This window comes from Bradyrhizobium sp. CCBAU 11430, from assembly GCF_028128855.1.
Classification (GTDB): Bacteria; Pseudomonadota; Alphaproteobacteria; order Rhizobiales; family Xanthobacteraceae; genus Bradyrhizobium; species Bradyrhizobium ottawaense.
The window spans coordinates 58,595-71,088 of the sequence record NZ_LBJV01000055.1 but is presented as its reverse complement, the minus strand read 5'-3'; the positions used below and the strand labels follow the sequence as shown (position 1 = coordinate 71,088).

Genomic DNA, 12,494 nt, shown 5'->3' with positions numbered 1-12,494 from the left:
TGGCCCAATCGATGTCCGTTATCGAAGCCCTTGAACAACGTCGCGCCGGTGCCAAACTCGGCGGCGGCGAGAAGCGCATCGACGCGCAGCATGCGCGCGGCCGCCTCACCGCGCGGGAGCGGATCGACCTGCTGCTCGACAAGCATTCGTTCGAGGAGATGGACATGTTCGTCCAGCACCGCTCGACCGAATTCGGGATGGAGAAGACCAAGATTCCAGGAGACGGCGTGGTCACCGGCTGGGGTACCGTCAACGGCCGCAAAACGTTTGTCTTCGCCAAGGATTTTACGGTGTTCGGCGGCTCGCTGTCCGAGACCCACGCGCTGAAGATCACAAAGCTCCAGGACTTGGCGATGAAGGCGCGGGCGCCCATCATCGGCCTCTATGATGCCGGCGGCGCGCGCATCCAGGAGGGCGTCGCCGCGCTCGCCGGCTATTCCTACGTGTTCCGCCGCAACGTGCTTGCCTCCGGCGTGATCCCGCAGATCTCGGTCATCATGGGCCCCTGCGCCGGTGGCGACGTCTACTCGCCGGCCATGACCGACTTCATCTTCATGGTGAAGAACACCAGCTACATGTTCGTCACCGGCCCCGACGTCGTGAAGACGGTCACCAACGAGGTCGTCACCGCCGAAGAGCTCGGCGGCGCCTCGGTGCACGCCACGCGCTCCTCGATTGCGGACGGCGCCTTCGAGAACGATGTCGAGACGATTTTGCAGATGCGCCGTCTCATCGACTTCCTGCCGGCGAACAACACCGACGGCGTGCCGGATTGGCCGAGCTTCGATTCCATCGAGCGGGTCGACATGTCGCTGGACACGCTGATCCCCGACAATCCGAACAAGCCCTACGACATGAAGGAACTGATCCTTAAAGTCGTGGACGAGGGCGACTTCTTCGAGATCGCCGAGGGTTTTGCCAAGAACATCGTCACCGGCTTCGGCCGTATCGCGGGCCGTACTGTCGGTTTCGTCGCCAACCAGCCGATGGTGCTGGCGGGCGTGCTCGACAGCGACGCCTCGCGCAAGGCCGCGCGCTTCGTCCGCTTCTGCGACGCCTTCAACATCCCGATCGTCACCTTCGTCGACGTGCCGGGCTTCCTGCCGGGCACCGCGCAGGAATATGGCGGCCTGATCAAGCACGGCGCGAAACTGCTGTTCGCCTATTCGCAGTGCACCGTGCCGCTCGTCACCATCATCACCCGCAAGGCCTATGGCGGCGCCTTCGACGTCATGGCCTCCAAGGAGATCGGCGCCGACCTCAACTACGCCTGGCCGACCGCCCAGATCGCGGTGATGGGCGCCAAGGGCGCGGTCGAGATCATCTTCCGCTCCGACATCGGCGACCCCGACAAGATCGCGGCGCGCACCAAGGAATACGAAGACCGCTTCCTGTCGCCGTTCATCGCGGCGGAACGCGGCTACATCGACGACGTCATCATGCCGCACTCGACCCGCAAGCGCATCGCCCGCGCGCTGGAGATGCTTAGGGACAAGAAGGTCGAGATGCCGGCCAAGAAGCACGACAACATTCCGTTGTAGGAAGAGCTGTGTTCAAGAAGATTCTGATCGCCAATCGCGGCGAAATCGTCTGCCGGGTCATCAAGACCGCCCGCAAGATGGGAATCGAGACGGTTGCCGTCTATTCCGAGGCCGACCGCGATGCCCTGCATGTCGAGATGGCCGACGAGGCGGTGCTGATCGGCCCGCCGGCGGCGGCCGAGAGCTATCTGGTGATCGAGAAGCTCGTCGAAGCTTGCAAGAAGACCGGCGCACAGGCCGTGCATCCCGGCTACGGCTTCCTGTCCGAGCGCGAGGCGTTCCCGCGCGCGCTGGAGGCAGCAGGCATCGTCTTCATCGGCCCGAACCCGGGCGCGATCGCGGCGATGGGCGACAAGATCGAATCCAAGAAGGCGGCCGCCAAGGCCAAGGTTTCGACCGTGCCGGGCTATCTCGGCGTCATCGAGGACGACAAGCACGCGGTCACGATCGCCGACGAGATCGGCTATCCCGTGATGATCAAGGCTTCCGCCGGCGGCGGCGGCAAGGGCATGCGCATCGCGCATTCGAAGTCCGAGGTTGCCGAAGGCTTCAACCTCGCCAAGGCCGAGGCCAAGGCCTCGTTCGGTGACGACCGCGTCTTTATCGAGAAGTTCATCGTCGATCCCCGCCATATCGAGATTCAGGTGCTGGGCGACAAGCATGGCAACGTGATCTATCTCGGCGAGCGCGAATGCTCGATCCAGCGCCGCAATCAGAAGGTCATCGAGGAGGCGCCGTCGCCGCTGCTCGACGAGGCCACTCGCCGCAAGATGGGCGAGCAGGCGGTCGCGCTGGCCAAGGCCGTGAATTACGACTCCGCCGGCACGGTCGAGTTCGTCGCCGGCCAGGACAAGAGCTTCTACTTCCTGGAAATGAACACGCGCCTCCAGGTCGAGCATCCCGTCACCGAGCTCGTGACCGGCGTCGACCTGGTCGAGCAGATGATCCGCGTGGCCGCCGGCGAGAAGCTGGCACTGGCGCAGAAGGACGTCACGCTGACCGGCTGGGCGGTGGAGTCCCGTCTGTACGCCGAAGATCCGTTCCGCAACTTCCTGCCTTCGATCGGGCGCCTGGTGAAGTATCGCCCGCCGGCGGAAGCGAGCGAGGGCGGCATCAGCGTGCGCAACGACACCGGCGTGCAGGAGGGCGGCGAGATCTCGATCCATTACGATCCGATGATCGCCAAGCTCGTCACTCACGCCCCGTCGCGCGCCGCTGCGATCGAGGCGCAGGCCACTGCGCTGGACTCATTCTACGTCGACGGCATCCGCCACAACATTCCGTTCCTGTCGGCCTTGATGCATCATCCGCGCTGGCGCGAGGGAAGGCTCTCGACCGGCTTCATCGCCGAGGAGTTCCCCAAGGGCTTTGCGGTGCGCGTGCCGGAGGGCGAGGTCGCCCGGCGCATCGCAGCAGTCGGCGCCGCCATCGATCACGTGCTTGGTGAGCGCAAGCGACAGATCTCGGGCCAGATGGGCGGCCGCGTCGTGCAGCGCGAGCGCCGCCGCGCGGTGTGGCTCGATCGGCAGGAGATTTTGCTCGAGGTCGCACGCGAGGGAGCCGCCATCGCGATCCGCTTCGTCGACGCCGAGGGCAAGGCCGGCAATTCGCATCTGCTGGTCTCGTCGTGGAAGCCGGGCGATCCGGTTTGGCAGGGCACCATCGACGGCCACCTCGCCGCGGTGCAGGTGCGGCCGATTGCCAACGGCATCCGCCTCGCGCATCAGGGCGTCGAAGTCCCGGTCTATGTCTGGACCGAAGCGGAAGCGACCTCGGCGCGGCTGATGCCGGTGACGACGGCCGCCGATACCGGCAAGAAGCTGCTGTGTCCGATGCCCGGGCTGATCGTCTCGATCGCGGTAACGGAGGGGCAGGAGGTCAAGGCCGGCGAGACGCTCGCGGTCGTCGAAGCCATGAAGATGCAGAACGTGCTGCGCGCCGAGCAAGACGGCGCCGTGAAGAAGATCCACGCCAGTGCCGGTGCGACGCTCGCGGTCGACGCGCTGATTTTGGAGTTTTCCTGAACACCGCAAGAGGCGACCTGAGATGGGCAGCCTGTCTGCAGGAATTCCGGTTACTTCCAGGCAGAAGTCATGTTGGGCAGCTCGGCGTCACTTGGGATTAGGTGGACTTGATGAAAACCGAACGGTTGGCATTGGCATCGGGCTTTGCGCCTGCTTCACGCCAGGACTGGCACAAGCTGGTTGATGGCGTGCTAAAGGGAGCGCCGTTCGAAAAGCTGATTGGTAGGACGTACGACGACTTGAGAATCGAGCCGATTTATCTCCGCGCGAAAGACATTGCACTAGTCGACGGGCGGGCACCCGCGGCGCCTTGGCAGATCATACAGCGCATCGATCATCCAGACGCGGTGACGGCCAATAGGCAGGCCCTTCACGATCTGGAGAATGGGGCGACGGGCCTGGCGCTCGTCTTTGCCGGCGCCAACTGCAGCCGCGGGTTCGGTCTCGATCAAACGGCAGGTGCCGTCGCCAAAGCTTTAAAGGACGTCCACCTTGATGCCGGCATCGGGATTGAACTTCAAATTGGTACAGACGGGCGTAAGACCGCGATCCATGTTGCGGAATATGTGAAGTCGGTCGGTCTCGATCCTGCCGTCTGCGACATTCGATTTGGGCTCGATCCGCTGGGCGCGTGCGCCCTAAGCGGACGCAGTCCATACACTTGGGAAGAAATCGCACGGAACGTTGCCAGCACGATCAAAGGGCTTGTAACGCTGGGGTTCAAGGGGCCGTTTGCCGCGAGCGACGGGCGTATCGTTCATGACGCCGGCGGCTCAGAAGTGCAGGAGCTTGCCTTTGTGCTCGCCTGCGGCGTGGCATATCTGCACGCTATGGAGGCGGCGCGCATTCCGCTGGATCAAGCGCGAAGTATGATCTATGCGCGACTCACTGCTGACGCCGACCAGTTTTTGACTATGGCTAAATTCCGCGCGTTGCGGCTCCTCTGGGCGCGCATCGAATCGGCGTGCGGTGTGGCGCCGAGGCCGCTGTTCATTGCGGCTGACACGTCCTGGCGCATGTTGACCCGGCGCGATCCCTACGTAAACATGTTGCGCGCTACCTTGGCGACATTCTCTGCGGGAATCGCCGGTGCCAATGCGATCACAGTTCTGCCGCACACGTTGGCGCTCGGCCTTCCAGACTCGTTTGCCCGGCGCGTGGCCCGCAACACGCAGCTTCTGCTGCTGGAGGAAAGCAATCTTGCCAAGGTTAGCGATCCTGCCTCAGGTGCTGGCGGCATTGAGGCGCTAACAACGGAGCTTTGCGACGCGGCCTGGAGGAGTTTTCAAGAGACTGAAAATGCGGGCGGCATTTTTGCCGCTCTACAGCAAGGAACGCTTCAGGCGAAGATCACAGCGACACGCACAGCGCGCCGTGCAAATCTCGCGAAACGCAGCGACCCGCTGACCGGAGTGAGCGAGTTCGCAAACCTTGGCGAAGGCGCAGCGGCGGTACTAAGCGTAAGACCGATGGCTCTTCCGCCTAGCTTTAATCAGAAATTCGTATTCGACGCACTGCCGCCGATCCGGCTTGCGGAACCCTTCGAATCGCTCCGCGATAAGTCCGATGCGATATTGAAGCTACTCGGCGCGCGGCCGCGAGTGTTTCTTGCTAATCTCGGCACACCGACCGACTTTACGGCCCGCGCGACATTCGCCAAGAGCTTCTTCGAAGCGGGAGGAATTGAGGCTATCGACGGCGCCGGCTTCGCCGACCCAGCCGAGCTTGCCCTCGCATTCACGGGATCTGGTGCCGAACTTGCCTGCCTTTGCTCCAGCGATAAGATCTATGCGGAGCGCGCCGAAATCTCCGCCCACGCGCTTCAGCAAGTCGGAGCTAGGCACATCTATTTGGCGGGACTTCCCTCTCAATCCGAGGCCGCGTTTGGGCGGGCTGGCATCTGCAGCTTTATTCACGTCAGTTGCGACGCCTTGGCAACGCTAAATGCCGCTTACAACCGGATCCAAAACCCGAAGGTTTCCGGATAATCGACAATCGAACGCGAACACTCAGATGTCATCCATCAGCGTTATCCCGAATTTTGCAAGTATTGCTTTCGAAAGGTGCTCGGTCGCCGCTTCTTCTGTTTCCGTCGATCCGTGGGTGACTCCGGAGGGCATTCCGGTCAAGTCAGCATACGGAGAAGCAGATATCGCCGGGCTCGATTTCCTTGAGACCTGGCCAGGCATCGCGCCGTTCCTGCGCGGTCCCTACCCGACCATGTATGTCAACCAGCCCTGGACGGTCAGGCAATATGCCGGCTTCTCCACGGCGGAGGATTCCAACGCGTTCTACCGCCGCAACCTCGCCGCCGGGCAGAAGGGTCTCTCGGTCGCCTTCGACCTCGCCACCCATCGCGGCTATGACTCAGATCATCCGCGGGTCGGCGGCGATGTCGGCATGGCCGGCGTTGCGATCGATTCCATCTACGACATGCGCACGCTGTTCGCGGGGATCCCGCTCGACCAGATGAGCGTATCCATGACTATGAACGGCGCTGTGCTGCCGATCCTCGCGCTCTACGTCGCCGCCGCCGAGGAACAGGGCGTGCCGCCGGAGAAGCTTTCAGGGACGATTCAGAACGACATTCTGAAAGAGTTCATGGTGCGCAATACCTACATCTATCCGCCTGCGCCCTCGATGCGGATCATCTCCGACATCTTCGCCTACACCTCGCAGAAGATGCCGAAGTACAACTCGATCTCCATCTCCGGCTATCACATGCAGGAAGCCGGCGCGACGCAGGACCTCGAGCTCGCCTATACGCTCGCCGACGGTGTCGAATACTTAAGGGCCGGCATCGCCGCAGGTCTCGACGTCGACCGCTTCGCGCCGCGGCTGTCGTTCTTCTGGGCGATCGGCATGAACTTCTTCATGGAGGTCGCCAAGCTGCGCGCCGCGCGCCTGCTCTGGGCCAAGCTCTTGAAGCCCTTCAATCCGAAGGACCCGCGCTCGCTGTCCCTGCGCACGCATTCCCAGACCTCCGGCTGGTCGCTCACCGCGCAGGACGTCTTCAACAACGTGATGCGCACGACGGTGGAGGCGATGGCGGCGACGCAAGGCCATACCCAGTCGCTGCACACCAACGCGCTCGACGAGGCCCTGGCGCTGCCGACCGACTTCTCGGCGCGCATCGCACGCAACACCCAGCTGTTCCTCCAGCAGGAGAGCGGCACCACCCGCATCATCGATCCCTGGGGCGGCTCTTATTACGTCGAGCGCCTCACCCGCGACCTCGCGGCCAAGGCGTGGGGCCACATCCAGGAGATCGAGGAGCTCGGCGGGATGGCCAAGGCGATCGAGGCCGGCGTGCCCAAGCTGCGCATCGAGGAAGCCTCTGCCAAGACCCAAGCCCGCATCGATGCCGGCAAGCAGGCGGTGATCGGCGTCAACAAGTACAAGCCGACGGATGAGACCCCCATCGACATCCTCAAGGTCGACAATACCAATGTCCGGCGGCTTCAGATCGACAAGCTGAAGCGGCTGAAATCCGAGCGGAACCAGAAGGACGTCGATGCCGCGCTGGCCGCGATCACGCGCTCTGCCGGTGAAGGCAATGGCAATCTGCTCGCGCTCGCGATCGACGCCGCACGGGCGAAGGCGACCGTCGGCGAAATCTCGGACGCGATGGAGAAGGTGTTCGGCCGGCACCGCGCCGAGATCAAGTCCATCACCGGCGTCTACACGCGTGAGGCCTCCAGCATGGGCAACCGGGTCGAGAAGGTTCAGGCGATGATCGATGCCTTCGAGGAAGCGGAAGGGCGCCGTCCGCGCATCCTGGTCGCCAAGATCGGCCAGGACGGCCACGACCGCGGCCAGAAGGTGATCGCGTCCGCCTTCGCCGACATCGGCTTCGACGTCGACATCGGGCCGCTGTTCGCCACCGCCGACGAAGCGGCGCGGCAGGCCGTCGAGAACGACGTGCACATTCTCGGCGTCTCCTCGCTCGCCGCCGCGCATCTGACCGCCGTGCCGGAGCTGAAAGCCGCGCTGAAGAAGCAGGGCCGCGACGACATCATGATCATTGTCGGTGGCGTGGTGCCGCCGCAGGATTACGATGCGCTCTACGCGGCCGGTGCCGAGGCGATCTTCCCGCCCGGGACGGTGATCGCCGATGCCGCGGATCAGCTGATCCAGAAGCTCAATGCTCGGCTCGGGCACAGTGAGGCGGCAAATAGTAAGCGCCACGGCAGATAGTAACGGCGTATCGGTCCAGATTGAAAGCTCAAAGCCGGGGCGTCGAACTTACGAATTGATCCTGCAGTCCGCAGGCAGGGTGCCGAACAGCGCATATCTGGGCTTGGAGAAGATTGGTGTAAGATGCGACGCAAAGGTTTCGTTGCAGTCAATAGGCAAATGCGGACGAATTTGCCCCATATTTTCGCGATCGGCGATGTCGCGGGTAACCCGATGCTCGCCCATAAGGCGGTTCACGAGGGGCATGTCGCGGCAGAAGCGGCTGCCGGGCTCAAGAGCTTATTTGACGCGAAGATCGTCCCGAACGTCGCCTACACTGATCCTGAGGTGGCCTGGGTTGGCATCATGGAACAAGAAGCGGCCTCCTCAGGCAGGCACGTTAGATCCGCGAAGTTTCCGTGGGCTGCCTCGGGCAGAGCGATCGCCTCGGGCGCGTCTTATGGCATGACCAAGCTGATCATCGACCAAGAGACGCACCGCATCATCGGCGGTGTGATCGTTGACCCGCACGCTGGCGACATGATTGGAGAAATCTGCCCGGCGATCGAGATGGGCGCCGATGCAATTGATCTCAGCAAGACCATCCATCCGCATCCGACGTTCGGAGAGACAATAGGCCTGGCTGGCGAAGTGTATGAAGGTGTTTGCACGGATGTGTTGCCGGGTCCGAAGAGATCGACCAAGCGGGCGAGCCACTAGAAATCCAAAAACCTGAGCCGGCTCAGGTGCCTCGCTGCCGATTGTTCATAGGGGACCCGAATATGGCGGGAAGTTCTCGCAGGGAAGTAAAGGTACCTTTGAGCGTTCAAGAGGAGGAATTTGCCGCGGCATGTCGAGACTTCGTTCTGGAGAGGAAACCTGATCTCGCGGCATCCATCGTCATTGTACACAACCAGCTCAGGATTGTGAACGATCCGCATGTTCGGCTCGCGTTTGTAGAACTTGGTCTTGCCAGATTGGTACGAGTTCTACATCTCGCAATCGAGGGCAAGGCGATTGCGCTCAAAAGAGTGCCAAGACTCCTGTTCGACCTGGCGAGCTATAGAAGGAAGATACTCCGCGCGCTAGGTAGGGACGATTGAGGACAGCCCCTCGGGTTACTAGCACGATTCATTCAACGCGCAGATTAGAGGAATAGATACTCATCGACGCAACGAGGAACGGCAGTCATCCCTTGGCAGGAGATTCGGATCTCTGAATTGCAGAGGCGGGTACGGCGGTGCGGGCATTGCGAGATCGGAGCCGGGCGATGAAATGAACTACCGGACGCGCGGAGCCTGGTGATCGGGACCTTCCAAGTCTCGCGCGCGCTCTTTGTCGTGTTGTCGAAATCGTACGACCCGTCAAATGCCGGAAACGGTGCGGAGAGGTGCCGACTTCAGCACAAAATGCGGTCTGACATGTACGATAGTATTGCTGCTGGAGGTCGTTCGTTGGGTTTCTGCGATCGAATTCCGCATTCGGCGTCTGCGAAAGATTTGCGATCTTTCGTTTTCCTCCCTCTACTCGGCCCGGCGCGATCGCCGGGCCCTTTTTCTCGGCTGCTGACGATATCTAGTGCCGCTCGAAGCCGGTTGATCAGCGTCGTATGATCTTCTTCAAGATTTCGGTGAGCGCTCGAAATTCATCTTGGGTCAGCGGAGCGAATGTCTCGCCGGAAATCTCGCCAATAGTTTCAATCGCTGCGTCCGCTATCCGTCTTCCCTTCTCGGTCAAATCTATCTCGCGTCGCCGCGGATCCAGAGGGTCTTTGGAGCTCTTGATGAGGCCGCGAGATTTCAGGCGATTGATAACGCCGGTGATGGTCGCCGAATCATAATGAATTAGCCGTCCTAAGTGGTTTTGCGAGCAAGGACCTACCTCCTTCAATTTCGCTAGCGTCGAGAATTGGGGCCCCGTTAATTCTTCAATCATCTTAGCGGCAAAGATGGACGTGTGAGTACGGAGCGCGACTCGCAACAAAAAGCCCGGTGCGTCATCCAGCCGGTACGAATCTATAGCTTCTTTCACTTTCCCGGCCGCGCGCGGCTTTGTCTTGGGTTGCACCACTTTTTGCTTCCTTGCCGTAGGTTGCCTCAGTTCAAGAAATACAGGCTTCTAGCTCCGAAGGTCTTCGGTGCCGGCCGATTGTCTACATTTCCCGACCTAGGAAATCCATCTTTGTTCGACTTCATTCTGTTTAATGCGATTTGCTTCGTTGAGAGCCCCGGCAGTGGCTCGCTTCGATGCGTCCGTCGTTCGCATATCGAAATCCGCTCCGCCTAAGAGGCAAACCCATTCTCGCACGCGCTGGGCTAGACCGATTCGCTCCTGGCTTGCCTCCGATCACGGGAAGAGGACATCTCATAACTTGCAAGCGAGTGCAGCACTTGCATACAAGTGATAAATGTCGTAGTGTCCTGAGATTGCTCCCCGGGGCCTTGGCTACACGCCTTACGGACCGGCGCGCCAAAGTACTATCGGATTTGCGTATGTCGGCGATTGACAACATGAGTTCCGTTCGGTCCGACCTGATCGAAAAGGTTACGGGACGCGCCGAGTACGTTACCGACCTGACGGTTCCGGGGATGCTGCATGGGTTTGTGGTTCGCTCGCCAGCCGTTCATGCCCGCATCGCTTCGATCGATTCGCGCGTTGCGCGGGCCATGGACGGCGTTGTGGACGTGCTAATCGGCGAAGACGTCGCCTCGTTCGGTAACTGGGGCGTTGTGCTTAAAGACCGGCCGATCATTGCGACCGACCGCGTGAGATATGTGGGCGAACCCGTCGCCGTGGTGATCGCGGAGACAATCGAGATCGCAGAAAACGCCGCAGAACTAGTCGATGTGGAATACGACGACCTTCCGCGCGCAACGACCATCCAGGAAGCCCTGGCGGAAGAAGCGCCGCTCATCCACGAGCGCCATGAAAATCTGGAAGACTTTTATTTCAAGGGCGGCGCCCGGCCGACCCAGAACAGCAACATTTTCCACACTTACCGGAACAACGTCGGAGACGTTGATGCTGCAGAGGCGGCCGCGGCCTACATCCACGAAGACCGCTTCACCTTCCCGGCCATTTCTCACTTCGCAATGGAGCCGCATGCGGTCATTGCGGATTTCCAGGGGGACTCTCTGACGGTTTGGGCAGGTGCACAAACGCCGACCGCTGTTCAGAAGGTGCTCTCACGGCTCTACGGACTGCAGTTGGCCAAGGTCCGCGTGATCGTTCCGTTTGTCGGCGGAGGGTTTGGCGGCAAGGCCTCGGTGAAGATCGAACCTTTGGTTGCCGCTGCATCGTGGAAGGTGCAGCGCCCGGTTCGCGTTGCGCAATCCATGACTGAATCAATGCTCACCTGCCGAAGGTTGGGCGCCGACATCACGATTCGAACGGCTTTGGACGCCAAGGGACGGATCCTCGCCAAGAGCGCCAAACTGCTGCTCGATGGCGGGGCATATTCCGACACAGGCTCAGCGGTCGCCACGAAATCGGCAAATCGCATCATGGGCCCCTACGTGGTGCCCAATCTGCGTCTTGAGGCGTGCGCGGTCTACACGAACACCGTTCCAGGTGCGGCCTTCCGCTCGATCGGAGGGCCGCAAGCTGTTTGGGCCAAAGAATCGCACATGGATAATGTCGCGGCGGCAATCGGCATGGATCCGTCCGAGTTTCGGTTGCTGAATTTGGCGTCCCGCGGTGAGCGCATCCGCCCCGATTTGCGGGCGCTCGATATGGATATGAGCGAGCTGATAGGCCGGGTGACCCAGTCGTTCGCATCGGAGGTGAAGGCCTCCAACCGGCAGGCGTGCGGACTGGCAGTCGCCGCAACCGATCCGGCCAATACGCCGATCAGCAACGCGATCGTACGTCTCAAGATCGACGGGTCGATCCTAGTTTCGGTCTCCAGCATTGAAGTCGGCCAGGGCGCGCACGCGGCCATGGCGCGCATCGCATCGCAGACCTTGAAGCAGCCGGCCTCCGCGGTAACCGTCTTGCGCACCGATACGGCCGTCGCCCCTTACGACTGGGGCACAGGCGCAAGCCGATCGACCGTGGTCGTCGGCCTTTCCGTCGAGAATGCCGCAATCGACGCAGCCGATCAGATCCTCGAAATGGTTGCTGATGTTTGGGAGCTTCCCCGGGAGAACCTGTCGCTTGTTGAGGGGGGTGTCTCTACCGGATCAGAGGTTCTCACTTTCCATCAGATTTTTCACCGCACGCTGGGTGTCGACTCGGGAGAGGTCATCGGCCGCGGCGCGATTACGCCGCGCTCGAAGAAGGGCGCCCTGGCCGAGTCCCCTCTGTTCTGGGAGACTTCCGCGGGCCTTGCTGAAATCGTTGTCGATGAAGGCACCGGCGAGATCCGTGTCCCCCGATATGCCAGCGCCGCTGACGTCGGCCGCGCGATCAATCGCGTTGCGGCGGAAGGGCAGGACGAGGGGGCTGCTATCATGGGCCTCGGACACGCGCTTTATGAAGTGCTGGAGTTCGAGGATGGTCAGCCCATCAATGCGACGCCGATCGATTATTCGATACCGCGCATCTCTGACGTTCCCCCCGTGTTTGACACCATCCTTGTCGAAAACGGGGACGGTCCTGGTCCAGGCGGCGCCAAGGGAATGGGCGAGGGAGCGATCCTTCCGGTCGCGCCCGCGATCGCCAATGCGCTGTTCTCCACCTACGGCATTCGGATCACCGAGCTGCCAATGACGCCCGAAAAGGTATGGCGCGCCCTGCAGAAGAGGAACTGAAT

Annotated in this window: 7 protein-coding genes; 6 read left to right on the top strand and 1 reads right to left on the bottom strand. The window is 61.5% G+C overall.

The window, feature by feature from the left end; genetic code table 11:
• Positions 1-11: 11 nt before the first annotated feature.
• The 5 genes from XI04_RS16480 to XI04_RS16460 all read left to right on the top strand — a co-directional run bounded on the left by XI04_RS16480 (position 12) and on the right by XI04_RS16460 (position 8,461).
• A complete protein-coding gene (locus XI04_RS16480) occupies positions 12-1,541 on the top strand; it encodes an acyl-CoA carboxylase subunit beta (RefSeq protein WP_028140588.1) in 1,530 nt (509 codons plus the stop codon).
• An 8-nt stretch (positions 1,542-1,549) separates the two neighbouring features.
• Complete coding sequence (locus XI04_RS16475; RefSeq protein ID WP_038971299.1) at positions 1,550-3,565, top strand: acetyl-CoA carboxylase biotin carboxylase subunit; 2,016 nt, start codon at positions 1,550-1,552, stop codon at positions 3,563-3,565.
• A gap of 110 nt (positions 3,566-3,675) precedes the next feature.
• Positions 3,676-5,553 (top strand): methylmalonyl-CoA mutase family protein, encoded by a 1,878-nt coding sequence (locus XI04_RS16470; RefSeq protein ID WP_271609581.1) that lies wholly within the window; start codon positions 3,676-3,678, stop codon positions 5,551-5,553.
• Positions 5,554-5,587: 34 nt separating this feature from the next.
• The gene (gene scpA, locus XI04_RS16465) at positions 5,588-7,762 is read left to right on the top strand and encodes a methylmalonyl-CoA mutase (protein WP_271609597.1); all 2,175 of its coding nucleotides are present in this window, start codon (positions 5,588-5,590) and stop codon (positions 7,760-7,762) included.
• Between the two features lie 123 nt (positions 7,763-7,885).
• Complete coding sequence (locus XI04_RS16460) at positions 7,886-8,461, top strand: FAD-dependent oxidoreductase (protein WP_333915578.1); 576 nt, start codon at positions 7,886-7,888, stop codon at positions 8,459-8,461.
• Between the two features lie 879 nt (positions 8,462-9,340).
• On the opposite strand, the gene XI04_RS16455 is transcribed toward XI04_RS16460, so the two are convergent.
• Entirely contained in the window at positions 9,341-9,811 is a 471-nt protein-coding gene (locus XI04_RS16455) for a MarR family winged helix-turn-helix transcriptional regulator (protein WP_038944656.1), read from the bottom strand.
• Between the two features lie 422 nt (positions 9,812-10,233).
• Between XI04_RS16455 and XI04_RS16450 the strand changes: the two genes are divergently transcribed.
• A complete protein-coding gene (locus XI04_RS16450; protein WP_083859356.1) occupies positions 10,234-12,492 on the top strand; it encodes a xanthine dehydrogenase family protein molybdopterin-binding subunit in 2,259 nt (752 codons plus the stop codon).
• The last annotated feature ends 2 nt before the right edge of the window (positions 12,493-12,494 follow it).

Bases quoted from the DNA above. Each gene is read 5' to 3' on its own strand.
- XI04_RS16480 (WP_028140588.1), top strand. From the start codon at position 12: ATGTCCGTTATCGAAGCCCTTGAACAACGTCGCGCCGGTGCCAAACTC.
- XI04_RS16470 (WP_271609581.1), top strand. From the start codon at position 3,676: ATGAAAACCGAACGGTTGGCATTGGCATCGGGCTTTGCGCCTGCTTCA.
- XI04_RS16450 (WP_083859356.1), top strand. From the start codon at position 10,234: ATGTCGGCGATTGACAACATGAGTTCCGTTCGGTCCGACCTGATCGAA.
- XI04_RS16460 (WP_333915578.1), top strand. From the start codon at position 7,886: ATGCGACGCAAAGGTTTCGTTGCAGTCAATAGGCAAATGCGGACGAAT.